The sequence below is a fragment of the Terriglobia bacterium genome (assembly GCA_036496425.1).
GTDB lineage: Bacteria > Acidobacteriota > Terriglobia > 20CM-2-55-15 > 20CM-2-55-15 > 20CM-2-55-15.
This window is the reverse complement of sequence record DASXLG010000298.1, coordinates 1-23,958: the sequence shown is the minus strand read 5'-3', so window position 1 is coordinate 23,958 and position 23,958 is coordinate 1. Positions and strand designations below refer to the sequence as shown.

Here is a 23,958-nt window from a genome sequence, read left to right as displayed (position 1 = left end):
CACAACAAATCCGGTATTCCGAACTAACGGCCGCCGGCTTCGGTCGAAACGGTCGATGAATTTGCGATCGCAGGCGGCCGCATCCGATCAATACTCCAGGAATCAAACGCGAACCGGGAATTCTTAAGGTCTGAAATCGAGAAAACCGCCTTTGCGACGCCGCTGTCCTGGTGCTCCGGGGTGTGTGCGACGATGTGGTACAACTCGTGAGCGATCACGCGCCCGAGCGCACGGCCCAGAACCGAAGGCGCGACCTGGGAACCAAGCATTTGAATCAGCCGTGGACAGTCGATATGAAAGAACGGAAGGACGCGGCCGTCGGTGATTACGGTATCCGCGAGACTTGCGGTGGATATGGGAGGCAGGACCTCGGCCGGAGAACACGATCCGTCAAACGAAGCCACTGCGACGAGATCGAAATCCTGGCCATAGCGCCGTTCGGGCGCCGCTTGCCACACGACATCGAGTCCTGCCGGTTCAAGCAGCCGCTGCAGTTCCGCGCGCATCGCGAGCGAGGATTCCGCATCGAGTCCGCGTGCCGGCCCTGAATACAAAGCTAGCGTGCGATTCTCAGCATGGACAGAAACCGAAATGATAAATATGAGCAGCGTCGCTCTCAGTGTCAACGACATGGTGACCCTGGAGCGAGATTATATGCATTGTTACCGCCGCGGAACCACTGTTACATCGCGCAAGACAATCTTGTCTGGTTTTCCATTCAATTTTGTCAGAGCCTCGTTCAGCTCCAACAGGTCGCCGCGCGACAATTCGAGCACGTGTTCATCCGGCTGCCAGGTGGTTCCGCGCGGATAATCCACATACGGCGTTCGCGCCTGCTCGATATGCGTACCGAGAATGTGCGAAACCGGCCGGTCGCGCACGAAGTCGACAAGCCGCTGGTTGCTGGCGACGAAAGCCGGTAAATCCGCAACGTAGAGCCGGCCGGGATAGAGGCTGTCGCCTGTCAGCAGAAGGCCGGTACGCGAGTCATACAATGCGATGGACGCCACATGATGTCCGGGAATGGGAATCACATCCAGAATGCGGCCTCCGAGATCCACATGACCGATATCATTCGGCCAGTGTTCGATTCCAAACGCTTTCTGAACATCAGGTACCGCCGCCGCGACGAACTGGACGTTCGGTTTGTCCTTGAACTGCGCGTCGCCCGCCGTGTGGTCGCCATGTCCGTGAGAGTGCATGACGATGAGCGGAACCGAGTCCTTCTTATTCCGCTTCGCCCATTGTGCGACAACGTCCATTACAACGGAGCTGGTCTCCACCTCCTTGCCCGCACCCGTATCTTCGAGCATGGCTCGCTCGGAACCAAAGATCAGGTACAGGAAAGGCTTTTCGTAGTTCGTGCAGCCGGATTCCCTCAGGATGTAAAAGTCCGGGTTGTATTCATGTACTTGCCATTTCGGCAAGGCCGCGCAATCCGGGCCGCCGGTTTGCCAGACTTTCGGCAGACTGCCGACCGCAACGCCCGCCTCGAGCTGGTTCGGATGAATCCTCCAGACATTCCCGGCTCGCAGGTTGGAGAGAAACACCGAACCGAACCCGGCTCGAATGGAATCTCCACCTGTGCCAAGCCACTGGTGAACAACCTTATTTGTAGCCGGGTCGATCTGGGAAATAGGAATCTCCGGGATCGTCGCCCAGACATAACCTTCGCCGAATGCAATCTCGCCGCCGGTCCCGGGGATCCCGACCTGGATGTTCGTGACGAGTTTCTTCGTCTTGATGTCGACGCGGGAAACCGTGCCGTCGCCTTGATTCAAGGTCCAGATCGAGCCGCCGCCGGCCGTCAGAAAGCGAGGCTGAAGGCCGACGTCGATCTTGTCGGTGACCATGTTCGTCTTCGGATCGACACGAGATACCAGATTGTTTTCCGTGCTGCTGATCCAGATGGCGCCGTCCTCACCAACCACGCACGAAAAAGACCCGGACGGCACTTCGATCTGAGCCACGGCCATGTTGGTCGCCGGATCGATTCGTGAGAGCAGGCTTTGATTGGTGCTGCGCGCTATCGCGCTTGCGCTTCGCGCTTTGTCCGTCAGCATCCAGACGGCATTCGTACTTGCGGTAATACCGCCTTCGCTATTGGCCGGGCCGTAAGGCAGAGTCGCGATCACCTGATTGGTTTTGGTATCGATGCGCGAAAGCGTGTTGTCGCCGCAGTTCGGAACCCATACGCTGCCGAAGCCCCAGGCGAGCCCGGAACAGGGCCGTTTGCCGACCTGAACCGTGGCAGCGACTGTGTTGGTTTTCATGTCCAGGCGATGGACTGTGCTCTTCGGTCCATTGGTGACCCAGACCGCGTCGTCCGTCAGGACCTGCCAGTCGGGTGTCCCTTCCGTCGTGAAGACGGCAATAGGAGTGACCGTGGTCATCTGGCGTTGAACGCCAGGCTCCTTCACGCCCGGCTTGGGAGGACGCGGAGCGCGTTGCGAGAGCAGAGCGGAACACAAGAAGCACAAGAGGCACAAGACGAAAATGAATGTCCTCCTCCTTCTTGTGCCTCTTGTGTTCCGTTCCCTTGTGTAGCTCATGCGATCAACTCATGAATGACGTTGCCCGCCACATCGGTCAGGCGGAAATCGCGGCCGCTATAGCGGTAGGTCAGTTTCTTGTGATCGATGCCCATCAAATAAAGGATGGTGGCGTGGATGTCATGAACGTGCGCGGGCTTCTCGACGGCCTTGAAACCGAACTCGTCGGTTGAGCCGTAGATGGTGCCGCCTTTGACGGCGCCGCCGGCCAGCCACATCGTGAACCCGAATGGATTGTGGTCGCGGCCGCGTTTCACTCCGGTACCGTTGCCGCCGACTTCGCGGACTGGAGTCCGGCCGAACTCGGAGCCGCAGACGACCAGCGTGTCTTTCCACAGTCCGCGCTGTTTGAGATCTTTGAGCAGTGCAGCATAGGCCTGGTCGGAGTTCTTGGCGTTGACCTTGTGCGCCATGATATCGGCGTGAGCATCCCATGGGTCGCCGCTGGCATAGAACACCTGCACGATACGAACGCCTTTTTCGACGAGCCGGGCCGCCTGCAGGCAGCCGCGCGCGGTTGTGCCTTCGCCATAAAGATTGAGCGTTGCCTGTGATTCCTTCCGCACGTCGAAGACTTCAGGGGCTTCCGTCTGCATCCGGTAAGCAACTTCCATGGATTTCAGTACGGCTTCAACATTGGCGCTCGATCCGACGCGCTGACGGTCGATGGCTTCCATTTTTTCCAAAAGGTCCATTTCGCGGCGTTGCTCGGTCATCTGAAATTTCGGATTGTTCACGAAGCTGATGAGTTTTTTCGGATCAAAGGCCTGTTCGACGACAATTTTTTTCTGTTTCTCTTTGCCGTCTTTGCCCTTATCGCCGGCGGCCGCGGCGGGATCCGGCATATCTGCCATGTCGTCGTCACCATCGGAGTTCGGCCGGGTCTGGATTCGTGAAGAGATGAAGGTCCCCTGATTGACGGCAGGCAGGAAGCCATTGCTCCATAGCGGCGAACCTACTGTGGTCGGCAGATTGGGACTCAAAACCACGAATCCGGGTAGACTCTTGTTGTCCGTGCCCAGGCCATAGGTCATCCATGCGCCCATCGAGGGGCGGCCCGCCTGATTGGCTCCGGTGTTCACCATCAGACAGGCCGGTTCATGATTCGGAATATCGGTATAGACCGAACGCACCCAGGCGATCTCGTCGGCGAATTCGCCGAGATGCGGCCAGAGTTCGCTGACGTCCATGCCGCACTCGCCGTACTTCTTGAATTTAAACGGCGACTTCATCAGCTCGCCGGTACGCCGCTCGGTCTTGACGCTGCCGCCGGGCATCGGTTGGCCGTCATATTTTTCGAGAGCGGGTTTTGGATCGAAGCAATCGATGGTGGAGCATCCACCATTCATGAAGAGAAAAATCACGCGCTTCACGCGTTGCGGATAGTCGAGGGTCGCGACGCCGCCTGTTCCGTCCGGCGCAACAATTCCCTGGGCGTAATTGACGGACTGACCCACGAGGCTGGCGAAGGCCATCATGCCGAAACCACCACCCATCCGGCACAAGGCCTCGCGGCGAGTCATCGGATTACTTGCTTTGTGTTGTGACATATAAAAGTCCTCTAAGAATTAGTTAATAAACAGGAACTCGCTGGAGCTGAACAGGACCTTGGTGTAGCGGCCCCAGACGCTGACGTCATATTTAACTTCGGGAGTTGCGGCAACGCCGCCTCGCCGGCCCATGCCGCCCATCATTCCCATGCCCATCGGTTGAGCTGGAGCGGCGCCGTCGCCGCCGGCATCCGCTGTGGCTGTATCGGCCACCGCGCCGTCGGCCGGTTCGGCGGTTGGCTCGGCGGTTGGCTCGGCGGCTGCTTCGGCCGCCGGTGCGGGTTTGGCCGCCTCTGTTGCGGGCTTTGCCCCTTCCGGTTTGTCTGCTGCAGCCAGTGCAGCCGTTTCGGCCGGCTTATCGTCACCGTCAGCGCTCTTTGCCTGCGCGGCAGCCTTTCCAGCCGACCCTGCCGGTCCTTTCGCTTGTCCCTGAGCGCCGCCGCGTCCTCCGCGACGGCCGCCGGCTCCGGGCGCCGGCGCTCGAGTCTTGCCTTCGTCGTATTCGGTCAACGGCTCACTCCTGAGGTAGTTCAAGCCCAGCCCGATTTCTTCTTCTGTCGCGTCACGGCCGTAGACGTATTCGTAGGCTCTCTTGATGCGGGCGCGATTGTCGGTTTCGTTCGCCACGCGCTTTGCCAGCTCTTCGGCCTCGATCTGCATAAAATCGCTGTTCATCAGGAAGAGGCGCTGTAATGGGACCGTGGTCACGAAGCGTTTTTCGGCGCTGATACTCGGGCTCGGAAAATCGAAGAGTTGCAGATATTCGTCGAGTTTGTAGCGGCTGACCTTGCCGTACACCGTGCGGCGCAGGTTGGCCGGAGTCAGATCGGCGGAAGGGCCGCCCATCGCATTGTCGAGATTGCCGGCCGTGAAAAGAACGCCATCGCGAAGCTCTTCCGCATCGAGACGCTTCTTCTCGGCGCGCCAATAGAGCCGGTTGCCGGAATCCTTGGCGAAGTCTTCCGCGTTGTCGGCCGTGCTGAGCTGATACACGGAACTCAGCATGATTTCCCGCTGAAGGGCTTTCACGGATGTTCCGTGTGAAACGAAGTAATTTGCCATGTACTCGAGCAGCTCCGGATTGGTCGGACGCTCGCCGGCAGTTCCGAAATTGCTCGGCGTGTCGACGATGCCTGTTCCGAAATGTCCTTTCCAGATTCGATTGACGAAAACCCGCAGGGCGAGCGGCTGCTTCGAGATCGCTTCCGCCAGCTCCAGGCGTCCGCTTCCCTGCGTAAAGGGCTTCGGGTCGCCTTCGGAAAGCAGACTCAGGAAGTGCCGCGGGACCGGCTTTCCGGTCGGATTGTTCGGATCTCCGCGGAACGCCACCGGGATGTCTTCCGGCTTTTCGGAATCCCTGACGCCGTGAATGAAGGGGTAATGAACTTCCATCTTTTTCTTGACGGCATCAACGTCGCTCTGGATGTTCTTGATTCGTGCCTGGGCTTCCTCGCCGATCCGGCTTTCCAGTCCCCAGCCGCGGAACAAAAGGACGCCGGGATTTCCCTGCCGTCCGTTCATCGGCATCGCGTTGGGATCTTCTTCATCCTTCAGCTCGCGCTGGAAGATTTCGGTCCAGAAGTTGTTCTGCTCATCCGGCAGGCTCTTCAAGCGGAGCCATGATCCGGGATTGAAATCCTTGAATGACATGAAATTGCTCGGCTTGTCGGTGCGCTTCTTCGGCTTGGTGCCGTCGAGGTCTTTCGCCTGGATGACTTTGTTCTCGCCGTCGATGTCGTTCTTTTCGAGCATGGCGGCGACGACTTCTTCCTGGAATTTGTCGGCCAGCCGTTTCGCATCCTGCTGCGTGCCGCCTTTCTTGATCATGGCCTGCCAGGCATCCTTGTTTTTGTACTTCGTGGTCGGCTTGGCCATGTACTTGATCCAGCGGTCGAGGAGTTCGTAATCGAGCTTTCGCTGCTCGACGACCTGGGCGATCTCTTTCTTCGCCGTACCGGTCTGGGTAACATCCCAGACGCCCATCAGATAGTTGGATGTCTGGTAAACCAGCGAGCGGGAAAGTGTGTCGGTAGAAGCCGTTGTGGCTTCCTGCAGAATTTTCTGCTCTTTGTCGAGTTCGTCTTCGAGCTTCGCGTATTCATCGACGATTTTCTTGGGAGCGCCGGGATATTCTTCATAAATCGTGTTGTAGAAAACACCGGCCAGGGAGTAGTAGTCGGTCTGAGGAATGGGATCGTACTTGTGGTTGTGGCAGCGGGCGCACCCCACGGTCAGGCCGAGAAAACCGCGTGTGACAGCGTCAACCCGGTCATGACGCTCATCGGCCCGGGTGATTTCAAACGCGCCGTTGTCGTAGTACCAGGGACCCAGTCCAAGGAATCCGGTGCCGGCGAGCATTTTGGGCCGGTCTTGCGGATCGACCAGATCACCTGCGATCTGCGCCTTCACGAACTTGTCGAAAGGCATGTCGTCATTGAAGGCCTGAATGACCCAGTCGCGATAGGCGTACGCATTGGGGTACGGGCGATAGCCCTTCGGATTCGGATTCAGACTGCGATAGTCATCTTCGCCGTAACGCGCGACGTCCAGCCATACACGACCCCATCGCTCGCCGTACTGCGGTGAGGCCAGAAGCCGGTCGACGACTTTGGCGAACGCGTTCGCCGAGGTGTCCTTCTCGAAGGCCTGAATCTCTTCGTAGGTCGGCGGGAGCCCTGTGAGATCGAGCGATGCGCGCCGGATCAAATCACGCTTCGAAGCCGGCGCGACCGGCTTCAGTCCATCTTTCTCGAGCCGCGCAAGAACAAAGTGATCGAGATCGGTCTTCGGCCACTTGACATCTTTCACAGCAGGGACTTTGGTCGTCTTCAGCGAAACCAGCGACCAGAATTCCTTCTGTTCCGGATAAACGATATATTTGCCATCGTTGGCAGCGGCTGTTGCCGCATTTTTCGGCCAGACGGCTCCAGCGTCGATCCATGCCGTGAAATCGCTTATTTCCGCATCGGTGAGTTTGCCGCCCAGGGGCATTTTCAGGGAAGGATCCGTCTGCTGGATCGCCGTAACGAGCAGGCTTCCGGCCGCCTTGCCCGGCACGACGACGGGACCGCGATTGCCTCCCTTCATCACCGCTTCCTGGCTATCCAGACGCAATCCGCCCATCTGCGATCCGGTATGGCAGGTGTAACAGTTCTTGATCAGAACGGGCCGGATCTTCGCCTCGAAGAAGTCCGGAGAGCTCGCCGGAGTGGTTTGCGCGGCAAGGCTGGAAACTGCGGCCAGGGAGAGAAAAACAGCCAACTGCAATTTTGTCTTCATGCTCATATGTCCGATTGCTCCGTTACTCTGCCAGAGTGGCGGCTATGCGTTTGGGGTCGATACGCCACACGTTGTTGTAGGAGGTGTTCGTCAGCCAGACGGAGTTCAGACCGAACTGAATCATGCCTCCGCCGTCGCCGGCGAACTGCTGCACCACTTTTTCTTTTTCCAATGGAGTACTGATTTTGGTTATCGGGAAGCCCGGCGCGGTAACCCAGAGGAACCCGTCACCGAATGCAATATTCCCGTCGGCGTTCGTGAAACCGAGATCGATCGTCGCTATGACCTTATTGGTCTTGGGATCGATTCGAGCAACCTTGCCTTCTTTGCGCGAGAGCACCCAGATCGAATTTTCAGCGGCGGTGGCGCCGCCAAACGCGATCGAAACCGGCTCCGGCGTTACTTCGATGCGCGACGTCACGAGGTTGGTCTGGGGATCGAGGCGGATGATGCGTTTTTCAGCTGGACACGCGATCCATAGCGCATTCGCTGCAAAAGAAAGCGACCGGCAGCCGGCAGGAAGCCGCGTCTCGGAAACAATCGCGTTGGTATCCGGATCGATGCGCGTGAGCGTCGTCTTATCGTCCGTCAACGCCCAGACGCTATCCGCACTCGATGCGATCGCATAAGGCGCGGAGCCCGAGCCCGTGCCGATCGCCGCGACTGATTTCCCGGTCCCCGTTTCGAGGCGAGCCAGGTTTTTGGAGCCGCAGCTCATAACCCACAGATTGCGGAATGCATTGGCGAAGCCGCCACAGGGTTTCGTTATTCCGGAAAACGGCTCCAGGACTTTGTTTGAGCGCCCTTCCACGCGCGCAACCTGGTCTGAGCCGGGAATAGAAATCAGCACCTGGTCGGTCGTGAACAGGAACGCACCCGCGGGACCGGGCAGAGCAATCTCCGCTTCCGGCTTCAAGTAGATCATCGGAATCTGCACGCCCGGCGTTTTGACTCCCGTTTTGGGAGGCCATACTGTTTTCTTGAGTTCGGTATATTTCACCGGCGCGGGCTTCGGAGGCGCCGCTGGAACCGTGGCATCCTTCTCCGTCTTGTCTGCCGGTTTTGCGGCCGCCATCTTCGCCGGCGCGGATTCCGGTTTTGAACGTGTCTCCGATTGGGCCGCAGCCAGGGTGGCTGCCAAAGGGAAGATGGCCACCGTGCATAGTGAACGGTATAAGAAATTGCGCATTAGAATTTCGTACCTCAATGCAAACTGCACCACGCGCGCACGGGCGTACTGCTGAATTCGCCAAAATGTGTCGATTGATTACAGGACGGGGTAATTGAGAGTCTTTGCCCGGACGTGAGTTGGGGACTCTAACAGGGAGCCGGGGAACCGTGGCTTTTCTGTACTTCCTAGAAAAGCAATGTTAAGCGGTTTAACGCACGCCCGGCAATGAAGTCAAGCGTAAATTTTCCGAGCCCGCTGAAACCGGGACACCGGCCATTATTCCGGCGTCCGCGGTATCAGCACCGGCCGGTCGATCGGGAGGCGTACCGGCCGCAATGGTGGGATAGTTATTATTGGTTGGTTTTATGTCGGTAGTAAGTTGCAGAGTGTGACGTAGCAGACTTTCGATTTTTGAGTTCATTGAAAATTGTTCCAAGGGAAGATCTGAGCAAGATGATTGCCGATGCGCATGTCGCTGAAAACAGATAGCCTCGCGTACGGCAGAGGAGCCAGGGAGCTACAGATTTGTCGAATAATGACGTTCATGCCGCCATTTTTGTAAGCCGATTTGCGTCATTGTCCTGTTCGTATACATGTGGAAGTGATTCTTTCGCCCCTAACGGGACTGAGACCTGTGGTATCTAAAACCACGGCCTAACGGCCGTGGCTAAGCTCTGGCGCCGCTCCGCGGCTCGGAGGATGCGTCAATATTTTAATGCCCTGTTTCAGGAGGAGACTTGCGCTTCACCATTCAAAGATGCGTCAGCATGGATGCTCGCGAAGCGCTCCTTATTGGCTATTTCGCGCGGCCCTTGACGCCCTGCGCGATCATCGGCAGTTTGTAAACCGTCGCGGCGGTCTGCTGCGGGCCTTCGCGAATGGGTTGGCCGTTGGCATCGTCCGCGCCGGAACCGACGATGAAAAGCGTTTTCTTGCCGGGACCTGCGAAGGCCACGCTGATCAGGCTGCGGGGAGTGGGAATGATGCCAAGGTATTTCCCGGTTTTGTCGAAGACCTGAACGCCGGGATTCGAGGTCACATACAAACGTCCCTGCGAATCCACCGCGCTGCCGTCGCCGGAGCCGCCGGCTTCGAGCTTTGCGAAATCGCGGCGATTCGTGAGCATACCCGGTGCCTGGACATCGAAAGCGACGATGGTGCCACCGTTGGTGACATAGAGAACCTTGTCGTCGGGACTGAAGACGATCCCGTTGGTCCGGAGGTTATCGGCAACCACCGTGACGCCGCCTTTCGGGCTCGCATAGTAGAGGCAACCCGATGTGAAGTACGCGCCGCCGTGACTGTCGGGGAGGAGATCATTCGGACGCACGGTCAACGGCGTGCCGTCCGCCCAGTTGTCCGCTACGGTTGAGCGTTCCGGGGCAAGGACAGTGATCGCATTAATAATCGAATCGCGGTCCGGCTTCGTCGAACCCGGCCGCTCCGTCCGGTGTGCGCCGTAAAGACGGCCCTGGCGATCCATCGCAATCGATCCCACGCCCTTCGCATTCGCGACAAATACGGACGACTTGCCGTTCTGATCGATCTTCAGGACGGCATCGTAGTCTTCCTGGGCGACGAGGACATTGCCGTCCTTATCCGGAAGAATTCCGTCCGCGCTGTTGCCGGCCTGCTGCCAGATCTTCGTCCACTTTGCTCCAGCCGCGACAACTCCCGGGATCCCGGTCACATTCGCGTCGCGAGGGACGGGCTGCTGCGCCTGACCGCCGCCGCCGCGCGCCTGGGAACCCTGGCCCCTGGCCGCTCCGCCGCCGCGCGCCGCGGCCTGAAATTCCGGAGGTGCAGCAGGCCTGCATTGATCCTGCGGCGCCGTGGTCTGTCCATAAGTGACTGCGGAGAGACAAAGCGAAATAACAGTGACAGTGAAGACGCTGGGTTTCATAGAAGGAGATTAGCCACAAAAGGCACAAAAGAGGAGGCTTTTTTGTTCTAAAACGTCCCCGGAAAGGCGTCCTTGCCGCGGATGTAGTTGCGATTGTTCTGCGCCGGATTGCGATTAATCAAAGGACGCGCAAAAAGTGGATGTTTAAGACTGCGGACTTCATGTTCGATCGTGAAAAGAACCTCGTTCGTGCGCCCATCGACGATGTCCCGGAACCTCCATTCATGACTATCGGTTTCGCGCGAGATGCGATTCCGTTCAATCAACTTCCGGTACGGCCCTGAAAAGTCCGCAATATAGATCTGAATGTGATGCCCATCGTAGAGCGGCGGCGGCTCATTCGTCTCGCGAAAGAAAAGAAACTGATCTCTTCCGGTCCGGACCGATGCCGTCATCGCTCCATTCCGCATTCCCGCCGACGCCTGCGCACCCATGATTTCGTCATAAAAGCCGGCGATGCCCCCGGCCGTGCCGGGACCGACATCAAACTCGACGTATGCGATTCCCAGCTCCACCGAACCGAATTCCGGCGATGGCGCATGACAGCGAAAGCGATTTCCCCACGGACAGGTCACTTCAACCGTATTGTCACGATCGGTAAATCCGAACCGTGTATGCTGCAAGAGCGGCGCGACAATACTCAACCGGCTGCGGAGGGCATCCAGGTCGGGAAGGATGAGCGCAACGGTTCCGCGAAGCCGCTGAGGATCGCCCGCCGGAAGATGCAGTTGATGGCGCCCGGCATTGATCCACATGTTTTCGATCCCGGTGAACATATACGGATCTCTGGTGAGCCCCAGGCCTGAAACGTAAAAGATTGTCGCCAGACGCTGGTCCGGCTGGCGCAGGTTGACATGCTCGCAATGAACGATGTTTCCGGCGTCTTCTTTTGTCCGGTCGTAGGCGCGTTCCGGCTCCAAAGTGGGCCCTCCCTCTGGAAAATCTTCCATTCATGCATATTCTGCACTATATCTAGTCGCGGGATATGAATTCAGAAGTATTGGAATATATCAATCAGGCAGGGTTATGCCGGGAATCCGTCGAACGCACCGCAGAAGTGTTGCCGCCGGACGACGACGAACTCGCCAACTGGATCGACGAGGCCATCCATGAAAGCAACTCCCTGGCATTCATGGTCATCGTCTTCGCTGCATTCGCCAAAGACCGCCCGGTCGATGCCAAGCACCTGATCGGAGGCGCCCGACTCGCCGGAGCGGCGGCCTATCTCGTGGCGATGATGTTCGGGATGCAGGGCGAGGTTGCCGAATGCCTGCTCGAAGGAATGAAGAACACCGCTATCCATAACGAAACCGCGGCCACCGCGTTGTTTGCGCTGGCGATCTGGTGCGACGAGAATCGCGGCAGCGCCTATCCCGACGGTTTGCTCAGAGAGGCCCGCGTTGTCGCCCGGCGGGTGAAACTCATGCCGGCGGTGGACATCTTCCTGATCGCGATCGCCGAATATCTGAAAGATTCGGTCCTGTACGACATCATGCGCAAGAATTACTCGATCATTGTCGAGCAGGAGTGGAAGAAACTGGTGGCCCGGGCCATTCCCGGCGCCAGTGATGCGGTGCGGGCCTATCGGACTCCGATTCTTAAGCTGCTGCCGGTTGAACCGAACTTTCCGCTGGACCCGACGCAGACCGTGCGCCGGTCCGTGGAACGCATCGGGCGAAATGATCCCTGCCATTGCGGGAGCGGCAAAAAATACAAGAACTGCCATCAGGATCAGGACCGTGCACGGCTCCAGCAGTCGTCGGGCGTCGCCGGCCAGACCCTGAGGGAAATGCGCCAAAGCGGGGCGCGGCATCTGACGCTGGAACGGATTCAGCATTACTCGCCTGCGGAATTGGGCCGGATGGATCCCTCCGAGGTTCCGCGGCATCTGCTGACGGAATACTTTGTGCGCGTCACCCTGTTCAATCTCGATCGGGCGGCGGAGCTCCTGGAAAGGCTGATCGAAAAGTCCGGCTTCGAGGACGACATGGAGGATTCATGGTTTTTCGTCATGTTCCATGCGGCCCGCGGGCAGCGGAAAGATATCGGTGAGTGGATGATGCGGCTCCGGCCGGACCAGAAGGAAGAAGAGCTGCGCCTGAGCCAGCGGCTTCTGCTCGCTCAGGACGATCCCGGCAAATCCCTTACGCTGATCGAAGAAGCGGCGGCAAAAGCGCTGAAAAGTGAGAGTCCGGGCGATTACAACGACCTCGCCTATGCGGTGGGGTTTTCGAAATTCGGCGGCATTGCCATCATGATTTTCCGGAGTACTCTGCTGCTCACGCCGCCTAAAGACATCGATCAAGGATACGAACAGATCACGACTATCCGCGAGCGGATGGGTCTTGCGGCAGAAGATCCGGTACACGAACTGCTCGAAGCCCGGCGGGATAAAGACCGCGAGGAAACCGAGGCGGCTCTGCGCCAGGCTGAAGAAACCCTCGAAGCCAAGCGCCGTGAAGTGCGCGCCTTGAAGGAATCCCTGGATCAGCTGGAAAAAGACGTCACCCGCCGCGAGAGAGCGGCTGCCGCCGAAGCTGCCGCCGCCATGAGTGCAAACAACGAAGACGACGAGCGGCTACGCGAGATGCGCCAGAAGGTCAAAAACCTGGAAGCCAGCCTCAAAGAGAGACACGGCGAACGAAATGCGCTGCAGCGCCAGCTCGAAGAAGCTCAGGAAAAAGTTGAAACGCTGCGCGAACGCTCGCAGCTTGCCGCCGCAGGTTCCAACGAGGCAGAGCCGGACCATGAAGACGAGCTCCTGCTGCCTCAGGATGCCGAAGGAAGCCATCCTGTCCGCCTCATCGACTTTCCGAAAGGCTTCCACGACAGGCTGAATGAGTTTCCCCATCATGTTGCGCGCGGCGCCATGGTCATGCTGGGGCGCCTCGCCGGGGGCGATGCCGCGGCCTTCAGCGGTGCGAAACGCCTCAAGAGCCGGCCCAACGTGGTGCGGCAGCGCATCGGCATCGACTTCCGTTTACTGTTTCGACTGTTGCCCGACCGGATCCAAGTCATCGATTTGATCCCGCGACAGGATTTCGAGCGTAAGATCAAAACCTTGACGTAAATCTGGATATTCACTTATGGGCATTCGAGTCGCACTGCATCACAAGACTGTTTACAAGTATGACCGGCTGGTCACGCTTTCGCCGCAGATCGTCCGTTTGCGTCCGGCTCCGCACAGCCGCACGCAGGTAATGAGTTACGCTCTGAACATCGAACCCAAGGATCACTTCATCAACTGGCAGCAGGACCCGTTCGGTAATTTCCTGGCGCGGCTGGTTTTTCTGAAAGAGACCCCGGTATTCTCCCTGGAAGTCAGTCTCGTGGCGGACATCACGGTGATCAACCCGTTCGATTTTTTTCTCGAGCCTTACGCGGAGAAATACCCGTTCGAATATGAACTGCAGGAAGAGCGGGAACTCCGGTCTTTCCTCGAACCGGCGGCGCCGCTCGGCCCGCAGCTCGAGAAGTTTCTGTCGTCGATCGACCGCAGTGAAGTTCGCACTATCGATTTCTTCGTTGAGCTCAATCGGCGGGTGCAAGGCGAGGTCCGGTACGTCATTCGAATGGAGCCGGGCATCCAGAGCCCCGAGGAGACGCTCGAACGCGCCAGCGGTTCGTGCCGTGACTCCGCATGGCTCCTGGTCCAGACGCTGCGCCGGCTCGGACTCGCCGCGCGATTTGTTTCCGGCTATCTGATCCAGTTGAAGCCGGACGTGAAGCCTCTCGAAGGTCCGGTGGGACCTGGCGAAGATTTCACAGACCTGCATGCGTGGGCCGAAGTCTATCTCCCCGGAGCGGGCTGGGTCGGGCTCGATCCGACGTCGGGACTGCTGACCGGCGAAGGCCACATTCCACTGGCCGCAACTCCGGAGCCTCCGTCCGCAGCGCCGGTGACCGGTCTTGTGAGCCCGTGCGAGGTGGAGTTCTTCCATGAAATGCGCGTGACGCGCATTCATGAAGATCCCCGCGTTACCAAACCCTACACCGAAGAGCAATGGTCGCGGATGTGTGCAGCCGGCGATCAGATCGATGCCGAACTGAAGGCGGGGGACGTGCGCCTCACCATGGGCGGCGAACCGACGTTTATTTCAATCGATGACATGGACGGCGAGGAATGGAATACAGCCGCACTCGGTCCTGAGAAATTACGGCTGGGCGGCGTCCTTCTGAAGCGTCTGCGGCAACATTTTGCGCCGGCCGGCTTCCTGCACTTCGGACAAGGCAAATGGTATCCCGGCGAATCCCTTCCCCGGTGGGCGTTCAGCTGCTATTGGCGAACGGACGGTCTGGCGCTGTGGAACGATCCGCAATGGGTGGCAGATCCGGATCGCAATTACTGTTTCGGTGCGGGCGAAGCGCAGCGCTTTGCCGAAGAGTTTGCGCATACCTTGTCGGTACATCCGGATTACGTCATCACGGCGTATGAAGACCCGCTCGAGTATCTGCTCAAAGAGCGGGAACTCCCCGTTAATGTCGCTCCCGAAGACAACAAGCTCGACAATCCCGAAGAGCGCGAGCGGATGAGGCGTGTTTTCGAGCGCGGTATCGGGAGTCCCGTAGGTTTTGTGCTGCCGCTTCAGCGCGGAATCGGGAAGTGCGGACCGGAATGGCAGACGGGGTTATGGATGCTGCGGGCGCACCATTTATTTCTGGTGCCCGGTGACTCCCCCGTGGGATTTCGTCTTCCCTTGCACAGCCTGCCCTGGGAACCCGAGGACAAAATCCGGCAACTATGGGTCGTCGATCCGATGGCGCCGGCGAAGCCGTTGCCGCTGCCGCCCCTTCGGCAGCCGAGACTCGAAGCGACGGCCGCTCCTGTCGAAGCTCACGCCGGGGCCGTCGTTCGCACGGCGGTTACGGTCGAGGCTCGAGACGGCCGCCTCTGGGTATTCCTTCCACCCACCGGCTCAATAGAAGACTATCTGGAGCTGATCGCCGCGGTTGAGCGGACGGCCGCGCGGCTGCGCATGCCGGTGCTCATCGAAGGCTATCCCCCTCCGAACGATCCAAGACTGCGGGTGATCAAGGTCACGCCCGATCCGGGAGTCATCGAAGTGAATGTTCACCCGGCAACAAGCTGGCGCGAACTCGTGGACAACACGGTTGCCTTGTATGAGCAGGCGCGGCTGACCCGTCTGGCAACGGAAAAATTCATGCTGGACGGACGGCACACCGGAACAGGCGGCGGCAATCATGTCACGCTTGGCGGAATTTCACCGGCGGACAGTCCATTCCTGAGGCGTCCCGACCTCTTAAGAAGCTTCGTCGGATATTGGTTGAACCACCCCGCGCTCTCCTATCTGTTTTCCGGAGTCTTCATCGGCCCAACGAGCCAGGCTCCACGCGCCGATGAGGGCCGCAGCGATGCGGTATATGAACTGGAACTCGCTTTCGACGTCCTCGGTCAGTCGCGGAACGGAGACTGTCCGCCCTGGCTGGTGGATCGCATATTTCGAAATCTGCTGGTTGATGTGACGGGCAACACCCATCGGGCCGAATTCTGCATCGATAAGCTGTATTCCCCCGACAGCCCGACAGGACGGCTCGGCCTCGTCGAGATGCGCGCTTTCGAGATGCCGCCGCACGCGCGAATGAGCCTCGCCCAGCAACTGTTGGTGCGCGCGCTCGTCGCCTGGTTCTGGCGCGCGCCTTATCAGGAAAAGCCGATCCGCTGGGGAACCCGGCTTCACGACCTGTTTCTGCTGCCGTATTTTGTCGAAAAGGACTTTCGGTCCATTGTCCGTGATCTGCAGGAAGCGGGCTACGACATCGATGAAGGCTGGTTTGCTCCGCACTTCGAATTTCGTTTTCCGGTTTACGGCCGGGTGTGTTACGACGGTGTTGAAGTGGAACTGCGGCAGGCAATCGAACCCTGGTACGTTCTTGGGGAAGAGCCGGGCGCGGGTGGAACGGCCCGTTACGTGGATTCGTCCGTCGAGCGCATGCAGGTGCGCGTGAAGGGCCTGGCCGCAGAAAAGTTCGCCGTCACCTGCAACGGGCAAAGGCTGCCGTTGCAGCCAACCGGGACAAACGGGGATTTCGTCTGCGCCGTACGTTACCGCGCCTGGCAGCCCCCGCGCTGCCTTCACCCCACAATTCCCGTACACCCGCCGCTGGTGTTCGATGTCGTGGATCTTGCGGCAAAGCAATCGATCGGCGGCTGCACATATCATGTTGCACACCCCGGCGGCCTTAGCTATGACACGTTTCCGGTGAACTCGAACGAAGCGGAAGCGCGCCGCCTCACGCGATTCTTTGCGCTGGGACATACACCCGGCCGCGTCGATGTTCCGCGGCTGGATGTGAATCCCGAGTTTCCGTCAACCTTAGATCTCCGTAGACGAGGAACTTCAAGGTAGCTGTGCCCGTACGGACCAATACAGAAACGAACCGCCTCCAATACAGGCCGCTGCCGGACTACTGGGACGAAGCTCTTCTCCCTTCCGTATTCCCACGGCGTCACTGGCGAAAACTGTTCGTAGAACTTGGCCGGATGGGTTTTGACCAGCTGAGCCGGCGCTGGCGCACCAGCCAGCAACTCATCCAATCTCAGGGCATCACCTACAATGTCGGGAATCTTGCCGACGGCAGCGAGTATTCATGGCCGATGGATCCCATTCCGCTGGTCATCAGCGCCTCCGAATGGGCAGCGATCGAACAGGCCGTGATCCAGCGCGCCGCGCTTTTGAATGCGATCCTTTCCGATCTCTACGGCGAGCAGCGCCTGATTCACCAGCGCCTCCTTCCGGCAGCGCTGGTGCTGGCGAATCCTCATTTCCTGCGCGCATGTTTTGGAATTACGCCGAAGGGCGGAGGCCATCTTCACAGCTATGCGATGGACATCGCCCGCTCGCCATCGGGGAGTTGGTGGGTGATTGCCGACCGGACTCAAGCGCCGTCCGGCATGGGCTATACGCTGCAGAACAGGCTGGTCAGCGCCAGAACGCTTCCGGATGTGTTCGACCGCGCCCAGGTGCGCCAGCTCGCGCGCTTCTATGACATGAAGCGCGACGCGCTGCTCTCGCTTGCGCCAAACGGGGGATCGCACCCGACGATCGTGCTGCTGACACCCGGGCCGAACAGCGAAACCTATTTTGAGCATTCGTTTCTCGCGGGACAATGGGGCTTCACACTGGCGGAGGGCGCGGACCTGACCGTATTGGACCGCCGGGTTTATCTCAGGACGCTGGCCGGTTTGAAGCCCGTCGATGTCATTCTCCGGCGGGTCGACGACAGTTTCGCCGATCCGCTGGAACTGCGTGGCGATTCGCTTCTGGGTGTGCCCGGCCTGGTCGAGGCTGTGCGAAACGGTTCTGTCGTGATCGACAACGCACTCGGCAGCGGCCTGGTTGAAACGCCCGCATTGATGGCATTCCTGCCCGGCCTCTGCCGGCACCTGCTCGCCGAGGAGTTGAAAATGCCTTCGGTCGCAACGTGGTGGTGCGGACAGGACGTTCCGCGCCGGTACGTTGAAGAGCACTTCAAAGAACTGGTGATCAAGCCCGCCTTCTCCCGGGTCGGCCAGCATCCGGATTTCCCGGGAACGATGCGTCGCCCGGCATACGAGGCGCTGGTAAAAAGAATCGAATCGCGGCCGCAAGACTTCGTGGCGCAGGAAAGGGTGGCGCTCTCCACCATTCCCGTCTACGCGGACAACGGTATTGTTCCACGGCACGCCGTGCTGCGCGTTTACGCGGCGCGCAAAGGCAACTCGTACGCCGCGCTGCCGGGCGGCTTGACGCGAGTCTCGACTCAGGACTCCTCGCTTGTGGTTTCGATGCACCTGGGAGGACGCAGCAAAGATACCTGGGTTCTGGGACGGCCCGACGAAGCAGTGCCGGCGCGCCACCAGTCATCGCTTCAGATTTCAGTGCGCTCGACCCGGGATGATCTGCCGAGCCGCGTCGCCGACAACCTTTTCTGGCTCGGCCGCTATGCCGAACGAGTCGAAGCCCGCGTGCGGTTCCTGCGAACGCTGTGGCCGGCGGTCTCCAGCGAAGAAGATTTCGGCCGCGCCGTCTCGCTTGAAACCGCAGTCCGGCTGCTGGCGGGCATGGCATATCTGCCGGAGGAAGCGTCGACCGCATCTATCGGGGAACAGCGCTGGTCCGTTCAACGGTCGCTGACGGAGATGGTCTACGACCCATCGCAGACTTCGAGTCTTCGTTGGAATCTGAAAGAGCTGCGGCGGGTGGCGTGGCACCTGAAAGAACAGCTTTCATCGGACACCTGGAGAACGCTTCAACAGCTCGAGTCGCACTTCTCGAGTTTTGCGCCCGCAAGTGCGGAGCAGCGGTATGCCGGGGGCCTGGACCTGCTCGACAACGCCGTTCTCACCCTTTCGGCCTTTTCAGGCCTCCTCATGGAAAACACGACACGCGGCGCCGGCTGGCGGTTTCTGGAAATCGGCCGCCGCATGGAGCGCGCGCTCCAGACTTCCGAACTGCTGCATTCGAGTCTGGATTCCGCCACCGCCGATGTAGAGCCGTCTCTGCACGTTCTGCTGCAGATTGCGGACAGTTCGATCACGTATCGCCGGCGGTATCCGACCGTGGTCCAGACCGATCTAGTCCTGGAACTGCTGGTTGCGGATGAATCGAATCCACGATCCGTGGCCTTTCAACTGGCCACCCTGCACCACCAGTTCGTGCGCCTGCAGGCGCGCGAGGAGGGAGCGGGAAACTCGCCGGAACAGGAACTCGTAACGAAAGCCCTGGATGCGATCCATTCGACGGCAATGACGGATATCGCGCGGCGGGAAGCCGGCGGCAGCTTTGGCGCCCTGGACCAGCTTGTCGGCAGCCTGAAGACGGATCTCTGGGATCTTTCGGATGCATTGACCGAGCGGTACTTCAGCAACCTGACAGCCTGCCGTTTCACGGCGTCATGGTGAGGAGAGCGATTCGATAAGCCGATGCTGTTTCAGGTGACGCACACGACCCGGTATATCTATGAGACTCCGGTCTCGCACTCGCTCAACGAGGTTCGGCTGACCCCGCGCACGTTTGCGGATCAGAACGTCCGGAAGACCGGGATCCATGTTCAACCCGAGCCGGCGTTCATGCATGGCCGCAAGGATTATTACGAGAACGACGTCACATCATTCGAGCTTTTCGAAAAACACGAGCGTCTGGAGATTCGTTCCGAGAGCGTGGTGGAAGTGAACCCGGGCAAGGGAGGACCCCCTCCGCTGATGTCATGGAATGACGCTCGAGCGGCGATCGCCGGGCAATCCGATGAGGCAACCATCGAAGCGTCGGAATTCATCTATAGTTCGCCGCACGTTTCGGTAACGCCGCAGCTCGATGAATATGCCCGTGCCAGCTTCGTTACCGGCCGGACGATTCTCGAGACCATTCAAGACCTGACGCATCGGATTCACGCCGACTTCAAATATCGCCCGCAATCGACGTCCATCAGCACACCTCTCGCTGAAGTGATGAAAAACCGCCGCGGTGTGTGTCAGGACTTTGCCCACGTCATGATCGGAGCCGTGCGCTCACAGCGGCTGGCGGCGCGCTATGTCAGCGGTTACGTGCGGCCCGGCCCCAAAGTCCAGGGCGCGCAGGCCTCGCACGCGTGGGTTTCCGTTTTCTTTCCGGGAGCCGGCTGGCTCGGTTTCGATCCTACAAACGATCTGATGGTTTCCGACAGCCACATCACGCTCGCATGGGGGCGCGACTATGCGGATGTCACTCCGGTGAAAGGCATCAGCCTGGGCGGCGGCAGCCAGACGGTCGAGGTAGAGGTTTACGTTCAGCCGGCGGCTGCGATAGGCCCGGAGGGCCGTTAGACTTCGGGTAAGAGTGCAGTGGCGGCAGCCTCCCGTCCTGTTCCAGGAGGGGAGTTGCTCGCCTGCAGCGGACTTCAAATTGAACTACACCACGCCCTTAACTCAGCCCACCAGCCGATGAGCTCGACCTGCCGCCCGCAGCCGGAATATAACAATTGGTCGTGTAATCCATAACCATGCGGTCGGCGTTGAAGCGCCAGCCGAGCGTGCGGATCGTGCGTTTCATCCGTTTGATCCAGCCGCGGGGGAGCCCATCGTGATCGCGGTGGTAGTACAGCGGGATGACCTCGTCGTGCAAAACGCGATAGAGGTCTTCGCCGTCACGGGTGTCGTGGATGTCCATTCGCGTATGCGTTCTGCCGGTTCCGATCGCGAAGCCGTTCAGTCCGTCGTAGGCTTCAGCCCACCAGCCATCGAGAATCGACAGATTGAGGCCGCCGTTCAAGACGACCTTTTGGCCGCTGGTCCCGGATGCCTCGAGTGGGCGCCGAGGATTGTTCAACCAGACATCGACGCCCTGAACGAGGTAGCGCCCCACATTGATGTCATAATCCTCGACAAAGACAAACTTGTCGCCAAACTCCCGATGCTTCATCAATTCAGCAATCTGCTGAAGCACCCGCTTGCCGGGCTCATCGTGCGGATGCGCTTTACCGGCAAAAATAAATTGAACTGGCCGTTTGGCGTCGTTCACCATCGAGGCAAGCTTCTCGATATCGGCCAGAATCAGATTCGCTCTCTTATACGTCGCAAACCGGCGTGCGAAACCGATGGTCAGAGCATCCGGACTGAGGACCCGCCTGACGGCTATTGAAGGTTCGCCGCGGAGTTTGTTCTGTTCGATCGCGCGCAAGCGGACGAATTCCAGCAGCTGGGATTTCAGGCTGAGATGCGTTTCCCACAACTCGCCGTCGTCGACCCGATCGATTCCCTCCCAGATTCCCGGATCGCTGCTGTGTTCGTGCCAGCCCGGACCGAAGTGGCGGTCGTAGAGGCGGAACATTTGTGGCGCGAGCCAGGTCGGAACATGCACGCCGTTGGTGATGTGTCCGATCGGCACGGCATCTTCAGACTTGCCCGGATACAATACCGTCCACATCGCACGCGATACCTCTCCATGCAGTGCCGAAACGGCGTTTGCGCGGCGCGAGAGTTTCAGGCCAAGAACGGTCATGCAGAATCCCTCGTCGGGATTGAAGGGATTTTCGCGGCCGAATTCCATCAGCCTGTCGTGTGAAAGGCCGAGGGCCTGACGCAACGGTCCGAGATGTTCTTCGACGAGCTCGCGGTGGAAACGGTCGTGGCCGGCGGGGACCGGCGTGTGCGTTGTAAAAACGACCTCACGGGAAACGCGGCGAGCGGCCTCTTCGAAACCGATCCCTTCTTCCTCTCTGCGGCTCCGAATGGCCTCCAGCACCGCGAAAGCGCTGTGCCCTTCGTTGAGGTGAAGCACGCCCGGCGTGATGCCTAAGGCCTTCAACGCGCGAAATCCACCGACGCCAAGAAGCAACTCCTGCCGGATGCGCACGCGGCCATCACCGCCGTAGAGGCGCGAAGTCAGGTCGCGGTCCTCAGGCGCATTTCCGCTGACATTCGAATCCAGGAGAAGCAGATCGCAGCGGCCCACTTTCACGCGCCAGACCCTCGCCCGGATGGCGCCGCTCCAGGTTTCGATCTGCACCATAACCGGCTGGCCGTTGGCCGCGATGGCAATTTCCATCGGCAGCGAATTCACATCCGTCTCCAGGTACTCTTCCTGCTGCCAGCCGTTACGATCGAGCCGCTGGCGGAAATAACCCTGGCCATAGAACAGCCCGATGCCGACAAGCGGGATATTCAGATCCGAAGCGCTCTTGATATGGTCGCCGGCGAGAACGCCGAGGCCGCCGGAGTAGATCGGTATCGATTCGTGCAGACCAAACTCTGCCGAGAAATATGCCACCGGCCGGGGACGCAGAATGCCGGCATGCTTTGCGCCCCATGTCCGATCGGCTTCGAGGTACTCGCGCTGCCGGCGATACGCGTAATTGATCCGGCTGTGAAGGACCAGTTGCTGCGCGCGCCGCTCGACTCCATCGAGGGGAATCTCGGCCAGCAGAGAAACGGGGTTGTGATTGAGCTGCCGGAAACGCGCCGGGTCGAGGTCGCGGAAAAGGCTGGTCGAATCGTGATCCCACGCCCACCAGAGATTCCGGGCCAGAGACCACAACCGGTCCAGTGTCGGCGCGACGAAACGATCGAGCGTGCGCGCTTCGCTGACGACCGGAGCGACCTGAGCTGCAGCCTGAACCAGCATCTGCACTTCGACATCGCGGAACTGACGCGGCTCGATGGTCTGAACAACCAGAACCCCCTGAAGCACTCCACGCTCGACCAGCGGCACCCCGAGGAACGATTGATAATCATCCTCGCCGGCTTCGCTGAAATATTTGAAACGGGGATGCTTGCTGACCTGCTCGACGGCCACCGGTCGGACCTCTTCGGCCACCAGCCCGGCAAGCCCTTCGTGCAGGGCCATACGCAGGGTGCCGATGCATTCCGGATTCAAACCGAGCGTGGCCGCCAGAACCAGCGTCGCGCGGTCGGGCTCCAGCAGATAAGCCGAACAGACGTCGGAATGGAAATGGCTCGCAATCAATGCCACGACGTTCATCAGCGTTTCGGCGGGCTTGCCGGCTTCCCTGGTGAGATTTCCAAGCTCTTCGAGAGTCAGTACATCGCCGGCATCGCGATCATCGGCAGTGGTGCTCATGAATCCTCCTCAATGGCGGCCAAAAAAAAACGCCCGCGGGACTCCTAGAGTTCCGGGACGTCATTGTCGCGAGGTACGGCGCTGTACCAGTAACTTTTGTAAACCCTGGGAACAGGTGGAGTCAATGTAATTCAGGAGGGGCGGAAAAGCCTTGCTTTCCTTCAGCCTAGAGTATCTTCGCCCGTTGAAGCCATTCTAAGAACGAGCACTACGCCGAGAGATAGAGAAAAAGCGCCGGTCATTACAAACCCGATTGGGCTGCGTACCAGATGATGGAGCAGTGAAATCGGCACGACTGCACTGGCAAGCAAAATCGCGTCCCGCCACCTGGTTCGTCCTATTTCCCTAGCGGACATAGTCTCTTGCGCTGCAATCCCTTTCCATTTCTCGAAGGAGAGAAAGAGCCAGATTGCTCCAAGCAACGATGATGCATACCAGAGAACAGTGCAAAGTCTTGCGGTTCGGCCGTCATACTGGAAGAGAACTTTGGAAAGAATCGGGATCTGCTCGACGAACCAGCCATCCTTATGGGTGAAGCCATCCCAGAGAACGTGACTCCAGATCCCAATGACTAACGATAGGATGACGATCCAGACAGGACCAGGCGGGCGTTGGCAGAGCGGAAGAAGCGATCGCTTCAAAGCTGCGGGCATTCTCTGAATCACTTTCGTCCTGAAGCCGTAGAACAGAGCCAGAATCAATCCGCCTGCCGGCAAGCCAAACACAAGACTGCCAAGCAGTTGATGGGAGAAATCGCTGGCTGGACCGTAAACGTACGCGATATCCGGCACAATACTGCCGATGATCAGAGCCGGGAACTTGAGCCACCGGACCCGGCGAAGCGGCAATACAGCGGCCGGATGTGCAAGAGGAAACGCCATCAGTAATCCAATGTAACAGGCAGGCCTGCGGGAAAAAAGGGGGGCGCACCCCTGAATTCAGCAATTCG

The 23,958-nt window shown here is 59.2% G+C and carries 12 protein-coding genes and 1 pseudogene; 4 read left to right on the top strand and 9 right to left on the bottom strand.

Going from position 1 to position 23,958, the window contains the following annotated elements; genetic code table 11:
- Positions 1-23 precede the first annotated feature (23 nt).
- The 7 genes from VGK48_21590 to VGK48_21560 all read right to left on the bottom strand — a co-directional run bounded on the left by VGK48_21590 (position 24) and on the right by VGK48_21560 (position 11,405).
- Entirely contained in the window at positions 24-632 is a 609-nt protein-coding gene (locus tag VGK48_21590; GenBank protein ID HEY2383776.1) for a hypothetical protein, read from the bottom strand.
- 30 nt (positions 633-662) lie between these two features.
- Positions 663-2,471 carry an MBL fold metallo-hydrolase gene (locus VGK48_21585; GenBank protein HEY2383775.1) on the bottom strand — a complete coding sequence of 603 codons (1,809 nt, stop codon included), beginning with the start codon at positions 2,469-2,471 and terminating at the stop codon, positions 663-665.
- A 77-nt stretch (positions 2,472-2,548) separates the two neighbouring features.
- The gene (locus tag VGK48_21580; protein HEY2383774.1) at positions 2,549-4,102 is read right to left on the bottom strand and encodes a DUF1501 domain-containing protein; all 1,554 of its coding nucleotides are present in this window, start codon (positions 4,100-4,102) and stop codon (positions 2,549-2,551) included.
- A gap of 18 nt (positions 4,103-4,120) precedes the next feature.
- Positions 4,121-7,381, bottom strand: coding sequence for a PSD1 and planctomycete cytochrome C domain-containing protein (locus tag VGK48_21575; GenBank protein ID HEY2383773.1), 3,261 nt, complete (start codon positions 7,379-7,381; stop codon positions 4,121-4,123).
- Between the two features lie 22 nt (positions 7,382-7,403).
- Entirely contained in the window at positions 7,404-8,570 is a 1,167-nt protein-coding gene (locus VGK48_21570) for a hypothetical protein (GenBank protein HEY2383772.1), read from the bottom strand.
- A 778-nt stretch (positions 8,571-9,348) separates the two neighbouring features.
- A complete protein-coding gene (locus tag VGK48_21565; protein ID HEY2383771.1) occupies positions 9,349-10,455 on the bottom strand; it encodes an SMP-30/gluconolactonase/LRE family protein in 1,107 nt (368 codons plus the stop codon).
- Between the two features lie 47 nt (positions 10,456-10,502).
- The gene (locus VGK48_21560; GenBank protein ID HEY2383770.1) at positions 10,503-11,405 is read right to left on the bottom strand and encodes a hypothetical protein; all 903 of its coding nucleotides are present in this window, start codon (positions 11,403-11,405) and stop codon (positions 10,503-10,505) included.
- 689 nt (positions 11,406-12,094) lie between these two features.
- Here VGK48_21560 and VGK48_21555 point away from each other — a divergent pair.
- The 4 genes and pseudogenes from VGK48_21555 to VGK48_21540 all read left to right on the top strand — a co-directional run bounded on the left by VGK48_21555 (position 12,095) and on the right by VGK48_21540 (position 20,257).
- Positions 12,095-13,525 (top strand): annotated as a pseudogene (locus VGK48_21555) (SEC-C metal-binding domain-containing protein).
- Between the two features lie 16 nt (positions 13,526-13,541).
- Complete coding sequence (locus VGK48_21550; protein ID HEY2383769.1) at positions 13,542-16,823, top strand: transglutaminase family protein; 3,282 nt, start codon at positions 13,542-13,544, stop codon at positions 16,821-16,823.
- A gap of 2 nt (positions 16,824-16,825) precedes the next feature.
- The gene (locus VGK48_21545) at positions 16,826-19,357 is read left to right on the top strand and encodes a circularly permuted type 2 ATP-grasp protein (GenBank protein ID HEY2383768.1); all 2,532 of its coding nucleotides are present in this window, start codon (positions 16,826-16,828) and stop codon (positions 19,355-19,357) included.
- Between the two features lie 21 nt (positions 19,358-19,378).
- The gene (locus tag VGK48_21540; protein ID HEY2383767.1) at positions 19,379-20,257 is read left to right on the top strand and encodes a transglutaminase family protein; all 879 of its coding nucleotides are present in this window, start codon (positions 19,379-19,381) and stop codon (positions 20,255-20,257) included.
- A 97-nt stretch (positions 20,258-20,354) separates the two neighbouring features.
- On the opposite strand, the gene glgP is transcribed toward VGK48_21540, so the two are convergent.
- Together glgP and VGK48_21530 are read right to left on the bottom strand one after the other, a co-directional pair.
- Positions 20,355-23,009 (bottom strand): alpha-glucan family phosphorylase, encoded by a 2,655-nt coding sequence (glgP, locus tag VGK48_21535; protein ID HEY2383766.1) that lies wholly within the window; start codon positions 23,007-23,009, stop codon positions 20,355-20,357.
- 161 nt (positions 23,010-23,170) lie between these two features.
- Positions 23,171-23,890, bottom strand: coding sequence for a DUF4184 family protein (locus VGK48_21530; GenBank protein ID HEY2383765.1), 720 nt, complete (start codon positions 23,888-23,890; stop codon positions 23,171-23,173).
- Positions 23,891-23,958: the final 68 nt, after the last annotated feature.

Excerpts from the sequence above, each read along its gene's own strand:
- VGK48_21590 (HEY2383776.1), bottom strand. The coding sequence starts at position 632 with ATGTCGTTGACACTGAGAGCGACGCTGCTCATATTTATCATTTCGGTT.
- VGK48_21580 (HEY2383774.1), bottom strand. The coding sequence starts at position 4,102 with ATGTCACAACACAAAGCAAGTAATCCGATGACTCGCCGCGAGGCCTTG.
- VGK48_21575 (HEY2383773.1), bottom strand. The coding sequence starts at position 7,381 with ATGAAGACAAAATTGCAGTTGGCTGTTTTTCTCTCCCTGGCCGCAGTT.
- VGK48_21570 (HEY2383772.1), bottom strand. The coding sequence starts at position 8,570 with ATGCGCAATTTCTTATACCGTTCACTATGCACGGTGGCCATCTTCCCT.
- VGK48_21565 (HEY2383771.1), bottom strand. The coding sequence starts at position 10,455 with ATGAAACCCAGCGTCTTCACTGTCACTGTTATTTCGCTTTGTCTCTCC.
- VGK48_21560 (HEY2383770.1), bottom strand. The coding sequence starts at position 11,405 with ATGGAAGATTTTCCAGAGGGAGGGCCCACTTTGGAGCCGGAACGCGCC.
- VGK48_21550 (HEY2383769.1), top strand. The coding sequence starts at position 13,542 with ATGGGCATTCGAGTCGCACTGCATCACAAGACTGTTTACAAGTATGAC.
- VGK48_21540 (HEY2383767.1), top strand. The coding sequence starts at position 19,379 with ATGCTGTTTCAGGTGACGCACACGACCCGGTATATCTATGAGACTCCG.
- glgP (HEY2383766.1), bottom strand. The coding sequence starts at position 23,009 with ATGAGCACCACTGCCGATGATCGCGATGCCGGCGATGTACTGACTCTC.
- VGK48_21530 (HEY2383765.1), bottom strand. The coding sequence starts at position 23,890 with ATGGCGTTTCCTCTTGCACATCCGGCCGCTGTATTGCCGCTTCGCCGG.